Raw genomic sequence first — 17,532 nt, forward strand, 5'->3', positions numbered from 1 at the left:
GGCCGCCACGCCCCGCCGGGGCGTTGCGGGCATCCGGGTCAGATCACGGCCGATCGGTCGCGCGCACCGACGGCGTGCCCGCCCGCACGCCTGGCCGAGAAGGTGGCATCCGCGTCGCTCGTCACGGTGATCGTCTCACCGTCGCGTGTGACCGTGAGGGTGACGGATGCCCCGTCGAGCGGGTTCGAGACGGCGACCGTTCGTGTTCCGCTGAAGCCGGGGTACACGGTGACGATGGCGCCGTCGGTGTAGTCGTAGTCCGGTCGATCGGTGCGCGCCCCGGTGACGATCACCGACCCCTCACGCACCCAGAGTGGGACGCTGTCGAAGGCGTGCGTCTCCGTCCGCCAGGCCGGACCGTCCACGACGTCGCCGGTGAGGTAGTTCGTCCACGTGCCCGCCGGCAGGTAGTACTGAACGTCGCCGGCCGCACTGAACACCGGTGCGACGAGGAGGTCGGAGCCGAGGAGGTACTGGCGGTCGAGGTAGTCGACAGCCGGATCGCCGTCGAACTCCAGTTGCATCGGGCGCATGAACGGCGAGCCGGTCGCGTGCGCCTCCAGCCCGACCTCGTACAGGTACGGCATGAGTTCGAGCTTGAGTTTCGTGAAGCGCCGAGTCACGTCGACGGCGCTCAGGCCCTCTGCCTCCGTGCCGTCGTCGAACAGCCACGGCACGCGGTAACTCGTTGAGCCGTGCAGGCGGGAGTGGCTCGACAGCAGTCCGAACGCGAGCCAGCGCTTGAACACCGCAGCGTCCGGCATGCCCTCGAACCCGCCGATGTCGTGGCTCCAGTAGCCGAAGCCGCTGAACGCGAGCGACAGCCCGCCGCGGAGGGTCTCGGCCATCGATTCGAAGCTCGACGAGTTGTCTCCGCCCCAGTGCACCGGCTGCTGCTGGCCGCCGACCGTCGCCGACCGGGCGAAGAGCACGGCGTCGCCCTGCCCGCGGTGCTCCTCCAGCACCTCGAAGACGGCCTTGTTGTAGAGCTGGGTGTACCAGTTGTGCATCACGTCAGGCGACGATCCGTCGTGCCAGACGACGTCTGTGGGGATGCGCTCACCGAAGTCGGTCTTGATGGCGTCTACCCCCTGCTCGAACAGGCGCCGGAGCTTGTCCTGGAACCAGGCCGTGGCATCCGGATTGGTGAAGTCGACGAGGCCCATGCCCGCCTGCCACATGTCCCACTGCCAGACGTCCCCGTTGGGCTTCTTCACGAGGTAGCCGGCGTCGCGGGCCTCGGCGAAGATGGCGGCGCGCTGGCCGATGTACGGGTTGATCCACGCGGAGACGTGCAGGTTCCTGTCGTGCAGGCGGGCGAGCATGCCCTCCGGGTCGGGAAACACCCGCGGGTCCCACTCGAAGTCGGTCCAGTTGAACTCACGCATCCAGAAGCAGTCGAAGTGGAAAACACTGAGCGGGAGGTCCCGTTCGGCCATCCCGTCGATGAAGCTTGAGACGGTCGCCTCGTCGTATTGCGTGGTGAACGACGTCGACAGCCACAGGCCGTACGACCACGCGGGCACGCGGGCGGGTCGCCCGGTCAGCCGGGTGTACCGCTCGAGCACGTCCTTCTGGGTCGGACCGTAGATGACGAGATACTCGAGTGCTTCGCCGGCGACCGAGAACTGGACCTCTTCGACACTCTCGGTTCCGACCTCGAACGAGACGTGCTCCGGGTGGTTGACGAGCACCCCGTAGCCACGGTTGGTGAGGTAGAACGGCACGTTCTTGTATGACTGCTCGCTCGACGTTCCGCCGTCGGCGTTCCAGATGTCGACGGTCTGACCGTTCTTGACGAGCGGGCCGAACCGTTCACCCAGGCCGTAGACGAGTTCGCCGACGCCGAGAGACAGTCGACCGTGCAGGTAGGCGGATGCCGGTGCGAGGCCGGTCTCGGTGACGCCCGAAAGCCCTGCCGGCTCGGTGGTGACAGGCGCGCCGTCTGACAGGGCCATGTATCCGATCGACTTGTGGCCGCTCGACGTGAGCGTGCGGCCCTCGGCCTCGAAACTCAGGTTCCACGGGGCCCCGTGCGCGATGCGCGCGGTGAGCGGTCCCGCGGTGAGCGTGCCTCCGGCATCCGTCACCTCGATCGCGACGTCCGGGTCGCCGGCGCCGACGAGGTCGAAGCCGGGGCCGGTGGCAGCTCCCGTGTCCTTCTCGACCCGCACCCGGATGACGCCGTCGAGCGGCGAGGACAGGGTCACGGTCAGCGCCGGGCGGTTGAGCACGTCACCACGGCGTTCGATCACCTTCGTGGGGGCCGTGATCCGAAGCACGTCCTCACCGGGGTCGATGTCGTATGCCTCCTGGGCGTACAGAGCGGTGACGCCTGGGCGCGCGAGCCAGTATCCGTCTGTGAACTTCATGCGCGGGTGTCCTCTCTGAGAACGATGACGGCGCCGGGCGCGACGTGGCCGGGCTCGAATCGGGTGTCGGTGACGAGGTCGAGACCCGAGGCCTCGAGGCGCAGCGGTGTGGACGAATGGTTGATGGCGAAGAGCCACGAGCGGTCCTGACCGACCCGGCGCACCAGTTCGAGGCCCCGGTCGGCGACGGCGACCGGCCGGAGGGCGGCGCGGCTGACGAGGTCGTCGACGAGCTCTCCAGTGGATGCGGCGTCGAGGTGGGTGGCCACGTATGTGGCGGTGCCCGAGCCGACCGGGTTCCGCGTGATCGCCGGGACGCCGACGAGTTCGCCCGACGTGTACGAGGCGACCGGTTCGGCTCCGTCGAGGTGGGCGAGCTCGGTCCAGATCGAGCCGGCCCAGCCGTTGTCGATGGTGACCTGTTCGCCTTCGAACAGCGGGTAGAACTCCTCCACCCGCACGCCGAGCAGTTCACGGAGGACGCCGGGGTATGTGCCGTGCACCCGGTTGTGCTCATCGACGATGCCGGAGAAGTAGGTGACGATCGCGTGCCCGCCGCCGTCGACCCAGGCGGTCAGCCGTGCGGCGTTCTCGCCGCTCATCAGGAGCAGGGTGGGCACGATGACGGCCGTGTAGCCGTCGAGATCATCCGACGGGTGGAGGATGTCGACGGCGATCCCCCGCGCGGTGAATGCGCGATGGAGTTCGAGCGCCTGGTCGATCGCTGTGACGTCCACGGTCGGTTTCCGCCCGGCGCGGAGGGCCATGGCGGCGTCGTAGTCGAACAGCATCGCGACGGATGCGGGTTCGACGCGGCTCCCGGCCACCTCTGCGATCGCCTTGAGCGTCGCACCGAGGGCTTCGGCTTCGCGGTAGACCTTCGTGTCCGCTCCGCCGTGCGGGACGACCGCGGAGTGGAACTGTTCGCTTCCTGCCGTCGACTGGCGCCACTGGAAGAACAGTGCGCCTTCGGCGCCGCGAGCGATGTGGGCAAGGCTGTTGCGGGCGAGCTCCCCTGGGGACTTCGCGCGGTTGCGCGGCTGCCAGTTGACAGCAGATGTCGAGTGTTCGATCAGCAGCCAGGGGTCGCCCCCTGCCATGCCCCGCACGCGGTCGGCGCTGAATGCCAGCTCCCCGTGCCGTTCGGGGTCGATGCCGATCGTGTAGTGGTCGTTCGCGACCAGGTCGACCTCGGCTGCCCAGGCTCGGTAGTCGGCGACGCCAGGGTGGTTCTGCACCATGAAGTTGGTGGTGATGGGGACGTTCGGTGTGATCCGGCGGAGCACCTCCCGCTCGGCGCGATAGTGGTCGAGCAGCGCGTCTGAGCTGAAGCGCTCGAAATCGAGCAGCAGGCCGGGGTTGTGCCCTGTGCCGCTGTGCCGCGGCGGCTGGACCTGGTCGAACGAGGTGTAGTGGTGGCCCCAGAACGCCGTGCCCCAGGCGTCGTTGAGCGCGTCGATGGCGCCGAACTTCTTCTCCAGCCAGGCCTGCCACGCGAGTCCGGTTTCGTCGCTGAAGCAGTGGTTGTTCTCGTTGCCCAGTTCGTTGCTCACGTGCCAGAGGCGCAGCGCCGGGTGCTCGCCGTAGCGTTCGGCGAGCTTCTCGACGATGCGGAGGGCGTACCTCCGAAAGGTCGCCGAGCTGGGTGACCAGCCGAGACGGCCACCCTGCGCCAGCCGAACGCCGCGGTCGTCGACGGGGAGGATCTCCGGGTGTGCCTGGTGCAGCCAGATCGGCGGCGCGGCGGTCGGGGTGGCCAGGTTAACGCCCACTCCGCCCTCGTGCAGGAGGTCCATGATGCGATCGAGCCAGCCGAAGTCGAACTCCCCGTCTGCCACCTCGATCAGGCCCCAGGAGAAGACGCCGAGGTTGACCGAGTTCACCCCTGCGCGGCGCATCAGCTCGATGTCTTCGATCCAGACCTCCTCCGGCCACTGCTCTGGGCTGTAGTCGCCTCCGAAGGCGAATCCGTCGGAGATCCGGCGGAACGCGGTCGGCTCCGGCAGGTCGTTGGCTCGGGACAGGATGCTGGTCATGACGGTGAGGTTCTCTTTCGGTGGAGCTGCGTGTGCAGGGGACGGGTCAGGATGCCGGAGGCCAGGTCGACGACGGTGGTTCTTTCCACGCGTTCGACGGTGGCACGAGCGTTTCGAGTTCCTCCCAGAGCGACTCGGGGATGTCGAGGAGGTCTGCGGCGATGGCGTCCCGGATGTGGGCGGCGGAGGTCGCGCCGATCACGGTAGACGTGACATCCGGGTGCCGCGAACTGAACTGGATGGCTGCGGCGGCAAGAGGAACCCCAGCGCGCGCGCAGGCCTCTCCCATCAGCCGGACGGCATCGGTGACGGCAGGGGTGGCCTGCTCGTAGGCATACCGGGTCGCCGGTCGCGGCCAGTTGGCGAGGGCGCCTCCTCCGTAGACCGCGGCGTTCACCACGGCCATGCCGCGCCCTGCCGCTTCGGCGACGAGTTCAGCCGACGAGCGGTCGACGAGGGTGAACCTGTTGTGAGTGATCACCGCGTCGAACAGCCCGGTCCCGACGTAGTGGCTGAGCATCGGCGCAGGACCGCCGGAGATGCCGATCCGCTCGGCGACCCCTGATTCCTTCATCGCCACGAGGGCGGCGACCGGGCCGTCGACGGCGAAGGCCTCGTCGTAGCTGATGAGTTCTGGATCGTGCAGGTACAGCAGGGGGACCGATTCGATTCGGAGCCGGTCGAGGCTCTCGGCGAGGCTCCGTCGCATCCGCTCGCCGCCGAAGTCGCCGGTGTCCGGGTCGCGATCGAGCTTCGTCTGCAGAACGATGTCGCCAGGTCCGCCGTCGATGGCCGCACCGATCACGATCTCACTGTTGCCCCCGCCGTACTCATTCGACGTGTCGAGGAAGGTGATGCGCCCTGGGGCGTCTGCGGGCATGCCGAGTACCTCATCGAGCGCGGGCACTGGCCCGTTCCCGACCCGGGCCTGCGACCAGGACGATGTGCCGAGGCAGAGGCGTGAGACGAGCGGGCCGCCTGTCCCGAGGGGGCGGAGGGATGCTGGTGGCGTCATGGGCTCAGCCTTTCAGTCCACCGGACAGCAGATCCAGGCGCCAGAACCGCTGCAGGAACAGCATGAGCAGCACGAGAGGGACGATGGAGATCGCCGCACCCGTGATGGCCAGGCCGTAGAGCGCCGGAGTGCCCGAGCCCTTCGACAGCAGCGTGTACAGGCCGACGGTGAGCGGATAGCTCTCCTGGTTGGACAGCATGACGTACGGCAGGAGGAAGTTGTTCCAGATGCCGACGAACTGCAGCATGAAGACGGTGACCATCCCAGGCACCATCATCGGCAGCGCCATCGAGCGGAAGATCCGCCACTCGCTCGCCCCGTCGATGCGGGAGGCCTCCATGATGTCGGACGGGATGGCCGACGCCGCGTAGACGCGGGAGAGGTAGATGCCGAACGGGCTGATGATCAGCGGCAGCAGCACGGAGAGGTATCCGCCCGCCAGTCCGAGCTGCGAGAGCAGCAGATATTGAGGGATGGCCAGGGTGATGCCGGGGATGAGCACGCCACCGAGGATGGTGAAGAAGATGAGGTTTCTGCCCCTGAATTCGTACTTCGCGAGGGCGTAGCCGGCCATCGCCGATACGAGGGTCGACAGCACGCCGCCGACACCCGCGTAGAGGAGGGAGTTGAGTGCCCACATCCCGTACTGTCCTCCGCCGTAGCTGAAGAGCGCGGAGAGGTTCTCCCACAGACCGGTACCCGGAACGAAGGAGAACGTCGTGAACAGCTCGCTGCGCGATTTCGTCATCGCGGAGAACACCCATGCGACGGGGACGAGGCAGTATGCGGCGCCGATGAGGAGGATGATCGTCGGGATCAGGCGCGCCCTGAGCGACGGCCGGGAACCGGGGGCGGATGGGGCGCGCAGAGACGACCGTGGCGCACGGGCGATGGCGGTCATGAGACGGCTCCTGTCGATTTGCGGTTGGTGAGCCAGAGAACAAGGGCGGAGACGATGACCGTTCCGACGGCGAGCACGACCGAGAGGGCGGCGGCACCAGGCAGGTCATCGGTGATGAAGGCCATCTTGTAGATGGTCATCAGCGGCACCCAGGACTGGCTGATCTCGTTGGTCATCGGCTTGAGCGTCATCGGCTCCGAATACAGCTGGAGTGCACCGATGAGGGAGAAGATCCCGGTGAGGACGAGGGCCGGGACGACGAGCGGCACCTTGATGCGCAATGCGATCTGCCACTCGTTCGCGCCGTCGATCCGCGCGGCCTCGTAGATCTCGGTCGGGATGCCGCGGAGTGCCGTGTAGATGATGATCATGTTGAAGCCGACACCACCCCAGACCGCGATGTTGGCGATGGATCCGAAGATCGCCGGGTCGTCGAGGAACGGGATCGTGCCCCAGCCGAGTGCGTTCGTGATGTACGAGAACGGGCTCGTCCCCGGCAGGTACATGAATCCCCAGAGCAGGGCGGCCACGACGCCGGGGACCGCGTACGGGATGAAGATCGCGATGCGGGAGAAGCGCTTGGCCTTCACCGTCTGCACGTCGAGAAGCAGTGCGAAGAGCAGGGCGAGGCCGAGAGTCAGCGGCACCGAGATGATGCCGTAGACCGCAAGGCGTCCGAATCCTGCACCGAGTTCAGGATCGGTGAGGACGGCGATGTAGTTCTCGAGTCCGGCGAACACCTGCACGCGGGTGCCGAGTATCCCACCGCCCTCGAGTTTGTAGGTCTGGAAGCTCAGGTAGGCCGCATAGACGATCGGCACGAGCATGAAGACCACGAACAGCGCGAGGGCGGGCGCCAGGAAGACGTATGGCGCGATCGTCCGTCGTCTCCTGCGCCTCGGCTGCTGCTGGCGCACGCCGGTGACCGGCGGCCTGGTGGCGAGTGATGTAGACACGTGCTGTCCTTTCTTCGTGCCCCCAGGCATCCGCCCGTCGAGAGGGCGAGCGGATGCCTGGCGGCGGAAGCGCGACGGGTCGCGTTACTTGTTGGAGACCGTGAATCCGGCCTTGACCATGTCCTTGACCACGACGTCCTGAACGGCGATGAACGCGTCACGCCACGGCGTGCCGTCGGCGATGGCCTTGTTCAGCAGGTCGGTGAAGGTGCTCTCGGCGACGTTGACGTTCGGTCCCCAGGTGACGGGGATGGTGTCGGACGAGATCTCGGCGGCCAGGTCGTAGTAGTCGGTCTGCTGCGGCATGAGCGCGGGTGGTTCGCTCGAGGTGGCGTCTTCCTGGCCGGAGATGGCGGCCGGGTAGCCGTTCTGGACGGTCAGCACCAGGTTGGCGCCCTCTTCGCTGGCGTTCAGCCAGGTCGCGAACTTCGCGGCCTCTTCGGGGTGCTCGGAGTTCTTGGTCACGATGACGCTCGATCCGCCCTGGTAGGCAACGGCCTTTTCGCCCGCCTCCCACTGCGGCAGGGGGGCCATCGACCACTTGCCGATCGTGTCGGGGGCGACGCCCTCGATCACACCCGGCGACCAGAGCGCAGACGGCCAGGAGAGGACCTGCCCGCTGTTCGCTTTGGCGTTCCACTCGGGAGTCAGGAGCGGGTCGGTGTTGACGAGATCCTCGGCGACGAGCTTCTCGAAGAAGTCAGCGACGGCCAGCGATTCCTCGTCGGCGATTCCGACTGTCCAGGTGTCGTCCTTGATCGACCACCATTCCGAGCCCGCCTGCGTAGCCACTCCAGCGTAGAAGCCGAACTCGCCGGCGGGGAGGGACGCGAGGTAGGCGTTCGGGTCGGCAGCACGGACGGCCTTCGCGGCGTCGGCGAATTCCTGCCAGGTGGTCGGAACAGGGATGCCCCATTCGGCGAGCTTGTCCGAACGGTAGAGGAACGACATCGGTCCGACATCCTGCGGCATGCCGAAGATGTGGCCGTCGAAGGTGACCTGTTCCCAGGTGCCCTCCGTGTACGCATCCTTGGCGTCGGTGACGAGCTCGGTGATGTCGAGCGGCACATCGGCGACGATGAGCGACGGCAACGTCGTGTACTCGACGGCGGCGAGGTCGGGCGCATTCCCTGCCCTGCTGGCCGTGAGCAGCTTCGCGGACGAGTCCTTTCCTCCACCGGCGTCGGTGTACTTGACCTGGATGTCGGGGTTTTCCTCGTTCCAGACGTCGACGAGCTCCTGGGTGTTGGGTGCCCACGACCAGAAGTCGAGCGTGACGTCGCCGCCGTCGGACGAACCGGCGGCCCCGGAGCATCCGCTGAGCAGCAGGGCGCTGACGCCGATGGCGGCGATTCCGGCGAGGGGGATCCTTCGTTTCTTCATGAGTGCTACTTCCTTGTAGAGGCAGGCGGGCCTGCTGAGTGGTGTTCGAAACGTTTCGATAGTCGGGACAGAGAACGACGGAACGGCGAGGGGGCGGTTACGTCGGGAGGGCCGTCGACCCGAGGTCGACATACGACGGCTCGATGAGCTCGACGTGCGGATCGACGTCGCCGGCCAGCTGCGCCATGGTGAGCTCGATGGCCCTGGTGCAGGAGAGGTCGGCAGGAAGCGGGATGACGTCGAGGGGCGGGTTGAAATGAGAGGTATCGAAGCTGGAGCAGGCCGAGATGATCGAGAGGTCCTGCGGTACGCGGATGCCGCGGTGCCGAAGCAGTTCGAGCAGGGCGGTCTGGACGGATTCGTTGGAGTTGAGGACGAGGGCGGTCATCCCAGGGAGGTCGTCGAAGGCGCGCGCGACGCTCACGGCGTCTTCATCAGACGGCACGAACCCGACTCGCAGTCCCCTGCGCTCCGCTTCGGCCAGGAAGCCGCTGCGGAATCGCGCGGGGAAGTTCGAGCCGCGCTCGTAGACCATGGGGGTCTGTCCGAGCAGACCGATCGCCCGGTGACCCTGCTCGGCAAGCCGTCGGACGCTCAGTGCCCCTGCCGCCTCGAAGTCGAGGTCGACACAGGTGAGCCCTGTGGTGTCTGCGGGGATTCCGACCAGAGCGGCGGGGAGCCCCAGCTCGCGGACGAGGTCGGTCCGCACGTCGACCGTTGACACGTCGAGCAGGATGATGCCGTCGACGAGTGAACTCCGCGCGACACGACGCAGGCCGCTCGTCGCCTCGTCCTGGGTGAGCAGGAGCACGTCGTAGTCGTACTTGCGAGCCGCGGTGGCCACGGAGAGCACGAAGGTCATGTGGGCAGGCGCATAGGTGCCGGAGTGGAGAGGGGCGCTCAGGGCGAGGATGTTCGTTCGCGTGCCCTTGAGCATCCGCGCACCGGCGTTCGGGCGGTAGTCGAGCTTGAGCACGGCGTCGTCGATGCGGCGGCGCGTGGACTCGGCGATCGACCGTTTGCCGCTGAGCGCGTACGAGACAGTGGAGATGGACACACCGGCGACGCGTGCGACGTCGTGGATGTTGGCCATCTGAGAACTCCATTGTCTAAACGTTTCGATTGATGCTTCTCAGGAGCATAAAACACCGATCCGGCAGGCGCAAGTTATTTGTGGATTGCGCCGACATATCTCCGATCGACCTCGCTAGGGTGGTCAGAGATTTTCCGTCTCCCGAGCGAAAGCGCCTCCATGTACGTCGACATGCCCGAATCCCAGCTCCCCGATTACCGCAGCAGCCAGACCGAACCCGAGGATTTCGATGCGTTCTGGGAGGCGAACATCGCCGCCGCCCGCGCCGCGGCATCCGCTGTCGTCATCGAACCGGTGGACTCGGGACTCACGACCATCGACGTCTTCGACGTGACGTTCTCGGGCTGGGACGGGCAGAAGGTGAAGGCGTGGCTGCGCGTGCCGAAGGGCGCGACCGGGCCGTTGCCCGCCGTCGTTCAGTACATCGGATACGGCGGCGGACGCGGGCATCACCTCGAGAACCTGCTCTGGGCGTCGTCCGGGTTCGTGAGCTTCCAGATGGACACCCGCGGCCAGGGCAGTGGCTGGTCGCGTGGCGACACCCCGGACCCCGTTGGGTCAGGACCGCAGTACCCGGGCGTGATGACCCGCGGCATCGACAGCAAAGAGAACTACTACTACCGGCGCCTGTTCACCGACGCCGTGCGGGCGATCGACACGGTGCGTGACCTGCCGATGGTCGACCCCACCCGGGTGTCGGTGTTCGGCGTGAGCCAGGGCGGGGGCATCGCGCTCGCCGTCGCCGGCCTCGTTCCCGACCTCGCCGCCGTCGCCCCCTGCGTGCCGTTCCTCTCCGACTTCCCCCGCGCAACGGTGATCACCGACGCCTACCCGTACAAGGAGATCCGCGACTTCCTCGCCGTCCACCGTGACAAGGTCGACACCGTCGCGGCCGTGCTGCCCTACTTCGACGGCGTGAACTTCGCCAGGCGCGCGCAGGCGCCCGCCCTGTTCTCCGCGAGCCAGATGGATGCCACCTGCCCGCCGTCCACGATCTTCGGTGCGTACAACGTCTACGCCGGCGAGAAGTCGATGTCGCTCTGGCAGTACAACGGGCACGAAGGAGGCGGCATCATCGACGAGCAGCGGGCGATCGCCTTCTTCCGCGAGGCCGACGCCGGCCGCGCGGACCACAGTTCCTGAAATTGTGGTGTGAGGGGTAGCCAGGCCGCGCGCCTCGTGTAATATGTTTTAACAACCAACAAATCATCAACGACGCTGAATCGGAGCACGACCCATGTCACTGACCCCCACCCGCGAAGACAAGTTCTCGTTCGGGCTCTGGACCATCGGCTACAACGGAGCCGACCCCTTCGGCGGCCCGACCCGCGCTCCCCTCGATGTGGTGCACGGCGTCGAGAAGATCTCCGAGCTCGGGGCATACGGTCTCACCTTCCACGACGACGACCTCTTCGCCTTCGGCTCCACCGACGCCGAGCGCCAGAAGCAGATCGACCGCCTCAAGCAGGCCCTCGCAGACACCGGCATCATCGTGCCGATGGTCACCACCAACCTGTTCAGCGCCCCGGTCTTCAAGGACGGCGGATTCACCTCCAACGACCGCGACGTCCGCCGCTTCGCTCTCCGCAAGGTCATGCGCAACGTCGACCTCGCCGCCGAGCTCGGCGCCAAGACCTTCGTCATGTGGGGCGGCCGCGAGGGTGCTGAGTACGACGCTGCCAAAGACATCCGCGGCGCACTCGAACGCTACCGCGAGGCCGTCAACCTGCTCGGCGACTACGTCACCGACAAGGGTTACGACATCCGCTTCGCGATCGAACCCAAGCCCAACGAGCCGCGCGGCGACATCCTGCTGCCGACCCTCGGACACGCGATCGCCTTCATCCACACCCTCGAGCGCCCCGAACTCGTCGGAGTGAACCCCGAGGTCGGCCACGAGCAGATGGCCGGGCTCAACTTCACCGCCGGCATCGCCCAGGCCCTGGACGCAGGCAAGCTCTTCCACATCGACCTCAACGGGCAGCGTGGCATCAAGTACGACCAGGACCTCGTTTTCGGTCACGGCGACCTGCAGAACGCGTTCTCACTCGTCGACCTGCTCGAAAACGGCGGACCGAACGGCGGACCGGCATACGACGGCCCCCGCCACTTCGACTACAAGCCGAGCCGCACAGAAGACGAGACCGGTGTCTGGGAGTCCGCAGCGGCTAACATGCGCACCTACCTCCTGCTCAAGGAGCGCGCAGCAGCGTTCCGCGCCGACCCCGAGGTGCAGGAAGCCCTCGCCGCCTCGCGCGTCGACGAGCTCAGCACCCCGACCCTCGGCGCTGGGGAAAGCTACGACGACTTCCTCGCCGACACCTCGGCGTACGAGAACTTCGACGCTGACGCCTACTTCAACGGCAAGGGCTTCGGGTTCGTCCGTCTTCAGCAGCTGGCTCTCGAGCACCTGCTGAACGCGCGCTAGACCCCATCACACCGGGCGTGGGCCCTGACGGATTGGCGAGCACCATCCGTCGGGGCCTGCGTTCTTCACCGTTCGACCCCGAAGGGCCCCATGACACTCGTCGCCGGCATCGATTCATCGACCCAGAGCTGCAAGATCGTCGTCACCGATGCCGACACCGGCGCGATCGTGCGCCAGGGCCGTGCGTCGCATCCGGCAGGCACCGAGGTTCCGCCGTCGGCCTGGTGGGATGCCCTCACCTCGGCGATCGCCGAGGCCGGCGGCCTCGATGACGTCGCGGCGATCTCTGTCGGCGGACAGCAGCACGGAATGGTTGTGCTCGATGCCGACGGTCGCGTGATCCGCGACGCGCTGCTCTGGAACGACACCAGGAGCGCTCAGGCCGCACGTGACCTCATCGCCGAAGTCGGCGCGGACGAATACGCCCAGGCAATCGGGGTCGTGCCCGTCGCCTCGTTCACGGCGTCCAAACTCCGCTGGCTGCGCGATGCCGAACCGGACAACGCCGCCAGGGTCGCCGCCGTCGCACTCCCCCACGACTGGCTGACCTGGCGCCTCCGTGGCTTCGGCCCCGCTGACGAATCCGAGCTCGGCCCTGTGCTCGAAGAGCTCACAACCGACCGGTCGGACGCCTCAGGAACCGCGTACTGGTCCGCCGTCACCGGCGAGTACGACCTCGCACTCTTCGAGCGTGCCCTCGGCCACTCGGCGGTCCTCCCCCGCGTTCTCGGTCCAGGAGATCAGGCGGGCGTCACTCCCGGTGGCACGCTCGTCGGGCCTGGCGCGGGCGACAACGCCGGCGCCGCCCTCGGTCTGGGCGCTGCGGCCGGTGACGTCGTCCTCTCCATCGGAACGAGCGGCACCGTCTTCGCCGTCACCGAGACTCCGGCGACGGATGCCACAGGCACCGTCGCCGGGTTCGCCGACGGCTCCGGCCTGTTCCTTCCGCTCATCGCCACCCTCAACGCGGCACGCATCCTCGACTCGATCGCTGCGCTTCTCGGCGTCAGTCACGACGAACTCGGCACACTCGCCCTCTCAGCAGAACCCGGTGCCGACGGCCTCGTCCTGCAGCCGTACTTCGAGGGCGAGCGCACCCCGAACCTTCCGGATGCCACGGCGACCCTCTTCGGCATGACCCTCGGGTCGACCACCCGCGAGAACCTCGCGAGGGCCGCGATCGAGGGGCTGCTCTGCGGCCTCGCCGACGGTCTCGAGGCCGTTCGCGCGCAGGGTGTCGAGGCGCAGCGCATCCTCATCGTGGGCGGTGCAGCCCAGAACCCCGCCGTTCAGCAGATCGCCGCCCAGGTCTTCGACGTGCCCGTCGTCATCCCCACCCCCGGTGAATACGTCGCCGCTGGTGCCGCGGCTCAGGCCGCGTGGATCCTCACCGGTGAGCGCCCGGACTGGCCGCTGTCGATCGTCGCCGAGCCCGCTGTCGACTTCCGCCCGATCATCCGCGAGCAGTACCGGGCGCACCGCGCCTGAGTGCCCGGCCCGAGCGTCGAGACTGCAGTAGTGGCGCTTCCATGAGCGCTTTTCGAGCCACTACTGCGCTCTCGATGCCGTCACGGACGGGCGGGTGAGCTGGGCGCGCTTGACCCCGGCCCGGTAGCCGAGGTTCGCGGCGAGAATGAGAAGCCCTGCCAGCGCGATGACCAGTCCGATGAAGAAGGGCTCCAGCCAGAACGGCGGACCGTCGAAGAGGATCGTCGCGGCGAGCGGCGCGTAGCCGAGGTGTCCGATCGCGATGGGCGCCAGGCCCGATCCGAGCACCGAGACGACGACTCCGATCAGGACGAGTCCCCCGGCCCAGATCAGCGCCGCATTGCGGCGAAGCCAGCCCGCGCGCTCGACGGGAGCAGCGGCATCCGGTATCTCAGTCATGGCCACACCCTACCGATGTCGAGAGTGCAGTAGTGGCGCTTCCCTACGCGTTTTTCGCGCCACTACTGCACTGTCGATTGCGTGCGAGAAACTACTTCATCGTCCCCTGGCTGACCGAACCCTGCAGCTGACGCTGGAAGATCACGTACGCGATGAGCACGGGCACGATGGTGATGACCACGGCCGCGAAGAGCGCCCCGAAGTCGACGGCGTACCCGGCAGACGACGCGAACGACGCCATGCCCTGCGAGAGCACGTAGTTGTTCTTGTCGGTGTTCAACGCCACCGGCAGGAGGAACTGGTTCCACAGGCCGAGGAAGTTGAAGATGGCGACGGATGCCATCCCCGGTTTCGCCATCGGCAGCATCACCTGGAAGAAGGTACGCCATTCGCCTGCACCGTCGATGGCTGCTGCCTCGGCGATTTCATCCGGAAGCCCCTTGAAGAAGGAGTACAGGAAGAACACCGTGAACGGCAGAGCGAACGCGACGTAGGTGAGGATCAGCCCCGGCAGGGTGTTCAGCAGTCCGATGTTGCGGAGGACGAAGAACAACGGCACGATCGCGAGGAACACCGGGAAGGTGAGCCCGGCGAGCATCAGGTAGTAGATCGCGCGGCTGCCGAAGAACTTGTAGCGGGCGAGCACGTAGGCACACATCGCCCCGAGCACCATCACGATGACGAGCGCGAACCCGACGACGATGACGGTGTTGAGGAAGTAGTTGCCGATGCCCTCCTGCGTCCACGCCGAGACGTAGTTGTTGAAGTTCCAGTCCGCCGGCAGCGAGAACGGTGACGCGAAGATCTCCTTCGTCGTCTTGAAACTCGTCATCAGCGTCCAGAGGAGCGGAAGGATGACGATGATCGACCAGATGACGAGGGCGGTGTGCGAGAGCGCACCGACGGCCTTGTCGCCTGGCGTGTTCTTCGGTTTGCGGGTGAAGACGGGCGGTTTGCGGTCGCCCGTGGCTCCGCGGGTTGTGATCGCTTCGGTGGTCATGCTCGGCTCTCCTCGTCCTTGCCGCCGGTGATGCGGTTCACGGCGAACACGATCGCAGCGAAGATCAGCGTGACGATGGCGAGGACGACACCCATGGCGCTTGCCTGGCCGAACTCACCCTTGTTGAATGCCGTCCTGAACAGTTGCTGGCTCATCACGAGGGTGGAGTTGTTCGGTCCACCGCCCGGGTTGAGCGCCTGCATGTAGACGAAGGCGTCGAGCGCCATGATCCCGAGGTAGATGTACGCGGTCTGGATGTTGTCCCTGATCAGCGGGATGGTGATCGAGAACGCGGTCCTGGCACGTCCGGCACCGTCGATGCGCGCTGCCTCGTACGTCTCCGCCGGAACGCCCTTGATCGCGGCGACGAACAGCACCATGTAGAAGCCGACGAAGCCCCAGACGATGACGAAGATGGTGGCACCCATCGCCGTCCTTTCGTCACCCAGCCAGGGGAACGACTCGAACATGTCGAGACCGATCAATCCCAGGAGGCCGTTGAGCAGCCCGGCGGGGTTGTAGATCTGGCCCCACAGGATGCCGGTGACGATCGCGGGGATGACGTACGGGAAGAACGAGACGACCCGGTAAAAGCTGGAATTGCGAAGTCCGCGGATCGGACCATGGCTCGGTCCGCCCACGGTCACCAGGGTGGCAAGGGCGAGCGCGAGAACGATCGTGATGAACGGGACGAGGACAGCAAGCAGGACGTTGTTCCACAGGGCCGTCATGAAGATGTCGTCGTTGAACAGCCGGACATAGTTCTCGAGACCGATGACCTGCATCTCGGGGCTGAAGCCCGACCAGTCCGTCAGCGAGTAGAAGACGGCCTGGGCGAACGGCCAGATCACGAAGATCAGGAAGATGGCAAGCGGCAGCCCGAGGAAGACCACCATGAACGTCACGTAGTCGAATGTGGGTTTGCGCTTCCGCGGCCGGGCAGCCTTCTGGCTGCCCGGCTTCGTGTTGGCGAGTGCGGTATCGATCACTTGATCTCGATCTTGTTGACCGAGTCGTCGTCCCTCACCTTGTCGGTGATGGCCTGGAGGCCTGCGGTGAGGGCAGCGACGTCGGATTTACCTTCGAGGAAGGTGTTCCAGAGCACGAGCTGGTCGGGGTTCATGCCGTACAGGTCGACGAAGCCCCAGGTGAAGATGTTCTCACCGGCGGCATCGAGCATGTCGGTCTGCGACACGAGAGCCGTGGACCCGAAACCGTCGGCGGGCACGAGTCCCTTGACGATGGTCGGGGCGAGCTTCGTCTTGGCGAAGTTCGTCGCGGCTTCCTTCGACAGCATCGTGCGGAGCAGCTCCTTTCCACCGGCGACGTTCTTGCCCTGGGAGGGAACGATGAACGGCTCGCCTGCTGTGGAGTGCAGCGCCTCAGGGGGCATTGCCGAACCGGACGAGACGACCGGAGCAGCGAAGCCCTTCATGGCGAAGCCCTCGGCCGTGTTGTCCTTCATCTCGTTCTCGATCCAGGAACCAGACGGGTAGAGGAGCGCGTCCATGTCGTTGCTCCACTGTGCCTGTGCGGCCGTGAACTGGGTACCGGAACCACCCGGCTTCATGTAGCCGGCCGCGATGACCTCGTGCATGGCGTCGAAGACACTCTGCACGGCGGGGAGCGACCAGCAGCCCTCCTCCAGGTTCTCCAGGGCGAGACGGACCTCGTCGCCGCCTTCCTTGATCGCCGACTCGATGGCGAGGGTCTGGTAGTAGGTCGCGGCTTCCTTACCGAAGACGAAGAGGTACTTGCCCTTCTCCTTCGCCTTTGCGCCGAGCTCGAGTGCCTCTGCCCACGTCGTCGGCGGGGTCCAGCCGTTCTCCTCGAACAGGCTCGACGAGTACCAGACGCCGTACACGGTCAGCACGTAGTTGAGCGCGGCGAGCTTGCCATCGAATGTGCCCGGCTTCAGAACTCCGCCGTACAGGGTGTCGGCGATCTTCTCACCCTCGAGGTTCTCGGCCTCGATGATGTCGGAGAGGTCCTCGAGCTGTTCGAGGATCGTGTTGAAGCCGATCGAGCCCGCACCGGAGTTGTCGATGAGGTCAGGCGGGTTACCGCCGACGAAACGCGGCTGCAGTTCCTGCGAGATCTGGGTGGACGAAGCGACCTTCGCGGTGACGCCGTCGTGGTTCTTCTCGAGGATCTTGGCCGCGTACTCGACGTAGTCGACGCCGTAGCCGCCGTCGAAGATGACCGAGTCGACCGTCGAGTCAGCTGCGAGGCCGAACGGGTTCTTCGCTGAAACCGTTCCGCCCGGTGCGGTGGTCGACGGTCCGCCGGTGGCACAGGAGGCGAGGGTGCTGCCGAGAGGAATGAGCACCGCGGCAGCGATCGCGCCGCGGAGGACGTTCCTTCGGTCCATCTCGAGGTTGGTGATGTTCATCATTGTTGTGTGTACCTTCCGTGTGGGGGTGGAACTCTGTGTGGGATACGGGTGGTGCTGGGTGGGTTA

14 protein-coding genes are annotated in these 17,532 nt (G+C 66.4%); 3 read left to right on the top strand and 11 right to left on the bottom strand.

Annotated elements, in window-relative coordinates; genetic code table 11:
• Window positions 1-38: 38 nt before the first annotated feature.
• The 7 genes from yicI to AC1M2K_RS03260 all read right to left on the bottom strand — a co-directional run bounded on the left by yicI (window position 39) and on the right by AC1M2K_RS03260 (window position 9,756).
• The gene (gene yicI, locus AC1M2K_RS03230) at window positions 39-2,372 is read right to left on the bottom strand and encodes an alpha-xylosidase (RefSeq protein ID WP_480239823.1); all 2,334 of its coding nucleotides are present in this window, start codon (window positions 2,370-2,372) and stop codon (window positions 39-41) included.
• Window positions 2,369-4,408: a beta-galactosidase gene (locus AC1M2K_RS03235; RefSeq protein ID WP_480239824.1), complete on the bottom strand. Its 2,040-nt coding sequence runs from the start codon at window positions 4,406-4,408 to the stop codon at window positions 2,369-2,371. The genes yicI and AC1M2K_RS03235 overlap by 4 nt, the downstream gene beginning before the upstream one ends.
• A 46-nt stretch (window positions 4,409-4,454) precedes the next feature.
• The gene (locus AC1M2K_RS03240; protein ID WP_480237981.1) at window positions 4,455-5,423 is read right to left on the bottom strand and encodes an aldo/keto reductase; all 969 of its coding nucleotides are present in this window, start codon (window positions 5,421-5,423) and stop codon (window positions 4,455-4,457) included.
• A gap of 4 nt (window positions 5,424-5,427) precedes the next feature.
• Window positions 5,428-6,324 carry a carbohydrate ABC transporter permease gene (locus AC1M2K_RS03245; protein WP_480237982.1) on the bottom strand — a complete coding sequence of 299 codons (897 nt, stop codon included), beginning with the start codon at window positions 6,322-6,324 and terminating at the stop codon, window positions 5,428-5,430.
• Entirely contained in the window at window positions 6,321-7,280 is a 960-nt protein-coding gene (locus AC1M2K_RS03250) for a carbohydrate ABC transporter permease (protein WP_480237983.1), read from the bottom strand. Before AC1M2K_RS03250 ends, AC1M2K_RS03245 begins: the two co-directional genes overlap by 4 nt.
• Before the next feature lie 84 nt (window positions 7,281-7,364).
• Entirely contained in the window at window positions 7,365-8,663 is a 1,299-nt protein-coding gene (locus tag AC1M2K_RS03255) for an ABC transporter substrate-binding protein (protein WP_480237984.1), read from the bottom strand.
• Window positions 8,664-8,760: 97 nt separating this feature from the next.
• Window positions 8,761-9,756 carry a LacI family DNA-binding transcriptional regulator gene (locus AC1M2K_RS03260; protein ID WP_480239825.1) on the bottom strand — a complete coding sequence of 332 codons (996 nt, stop codon included), beginning with the start codon at window positions 9,754-9,756 and terminating at the stop codon, window positions 8,761-8,763.
• A 171-nt stretch (window positions 9,757-9,927) separates the two neighbouring features.
• Here AC1M2K_RS03260 and AC1M2K_RS03265 point away from each other — a divergent pair, with 171 nt between their 5' ends.
• From AC1M2K_RS03265 to xylB, 3 genes are all read left to right on the top strand, one after another.
• The gene (locus tag AC1M2K_RS03265; RefSeq protein ID WP_480239826.1) at window positions 9,928-10,899 is read left to right on the top strand and encodes an acetylxylan esterase; all 972 of its coding nucleotides are present in this window, start codon (window positions 9,928-9,930) and stop codon (window positions 10,897-10,899) included.
• A 94-nt stretch (window positions 10,900-10,993) separates the two neighbouring features.
• Complete coding sequence (xylA, locus tag AC1M2K_RS03270) at window positions 10,994-12,184, top strand: xylose isomerase (RefSeq protein WP_480237987.1); 1,191 nt, start codon at window positions 10,994-10,996, stop codon at window positions 12,182-12,184.
• 90 nt (window positions 12,185-12,274) lie between these two features.
• On the top strand, window positions 12,275-13,672 hold the full coding sequence (gene xylB / locus AC1M2K_RS03275) for a xylulokinase (protein WP_480239827.1): 1,398 nt from the start codon (window positions 12,275-12,277) through the stop codon (window positions 13,670-13,672).
• A gap of 60 nt (window positions 13,673-13,732) precedes the next feature.
• Here the strand turns inward: xylB and AC1M2K_RS03280 are convergent, their stop codons facing one another.
• The 4 genes from AC1M2K_RS03280 to ngcE all read right to left on the bottom strand — a co-directional run bounded on the left by AC1M2K_RS03280 (window position 13,733) and on the right by ngcE (window position 17,463).
• Window positions 13,733-14,071, bottom strand: a complete 339-nt coding sequence (locus AC1M2K_RS03280; protein WP_480239828.1) for a hypothetical protein — start codon at window positions 14,069-14,071, stop codon at window positions 13,733-13,735.
• Window positions 14,072-14,162: 91 nt separating this feature from the next.
• Complete coding sequence (locus AC1M2K_RS03285; protein WP_480237990.1) at window positions 14,163-15,071, bottom strand: carbohydrate ABC transporter permease; 909 nt, start codon at window positions 15,069-15,071, stop codon at window positions 14,163-14,165.
• On the bottom strand, window positions 15,068-16,057 hold the full coding sequence (locus tag AC1M2K_RS03290; protein ID WP_480238443.1) for a carbohydrate ABC transporter permease: 990 nt from the start codon (window positions 16,055-16,057) through the stop codon (window positions 15,068-15,070). The genes AC1M2K_RS03285 and AC1M2K_RS03290 overlap by 4 nt, the downstream gene beginning before the upstream one ends.
• Window positions 16,057-17,463, bottom strand: a complete 1,407-nt coding sequence (ngcE, locus tag AC1M2K_RS03295; protein WP_480238444.1) for an N-acetylglucosamine/diacetylchitobiose ABC transporter substrate-binding protein — start codon at window positions 17,461-17,463, stop codon at window positions 16,057-16,059. Before ngcE ends, AC1M2K_RS03290 begins: the two co-directional genes overlap by 1 nt.
• Between the last annotated feature and the right edge of the window lie 69 nt (window positions 17,464-17,532).

This window comes from Mycetocola sp. Y171, assembly GCF_056713165.1.

Excerpts from the sequence above, each read along its gene's own strand:
- AC1M2K_RS03280 (WP_480239828.1), bottom strand. The coding sequence starts at position 14,071 with ATGACTGAGATACCGGATGCCGCTGCTCCCGTCGAGCGCGCGGGCTGG.
- AC1M2K_RS03240 (WP_480237981.1), bottom strand. The coding sequence starts at position 5,423 with ATGACGCCACCAGCATCCCTCCGCCCCCTCGGGACAGGCGGCCCGCTC.
- AC1M2K_RS03285 (WP_480237990.1), bottom strand. The coding sequence starts at position 15,071 with ATGACCACCGAAGCGATCACAACCCGCGGAGCCACGGGCGACCGCAAA.
- xylA (WP_480237987.1), top strand. The coding sequence starts at position 10,994 with ATGTCACTGACCCCCACCCGCGAAGACAAGTTCTCGTTCGGGCTCTGG.
- AC1M2K_RS03260 (WP_480239825.1), bottom strand. The coding sequence starts at position 9,756 with ATGGCCAACATCCACGACGTCGCACGCGTCGCCGGTGTGTCCATCTCC.
- ngcE (WP_480238444.1), bottom strand. The coding sequence starts at position 17,463 with ATGAACATCACCAACCTCGAGATGGACCGAAGGAACGTCCTCCGCGGC.
- AC1M2K_RS03235 (WP_480239824.1), bottom strand. The coding sequence starts at position 4,408 with ATGACCAGCATCCTGTCCCGAGCCAACGACCTGCCGGAGCCGACCGCG.
- xylB (WP_480239827.1), top strand. The coding sequence starts at position 12,275 with ATGACACTCGTCGCCGGCATCGATTCATCGACCCAGAGCTGCAAGATC.
- AC1M2K_RS03265 (WP_480239826.1), top strand. The coding sequence starts at position 9,928 with ATGCCCGAATCCCAGCTCCCCGATTACCGCAGCAGCCAGACCGAACCC.
- AC1M2K_RS03245 (WP_480237982.1), bottom strand. The coding sequence starts at position 6,324 with ATGACCGCCATCGCCCGTGCGCCACGGTCGTCTCTGCGCGCCCCATCC.
- AC1M2K_RS03255 (WP_480237984.1), bottom strand. The coding sequence starts at position 8,663 with ATGAAGAAACGAAGGATCCCCCTCGCCGGAATCGCCGCCATCGGCGTC.
- yicI (WP_480239823.1), bottom strand. The coding sequence starts at position 2,372 with ATGAAGTTCACAGACGGATACTGGCTCGCGCGCCCAGGCGTCACCGCT.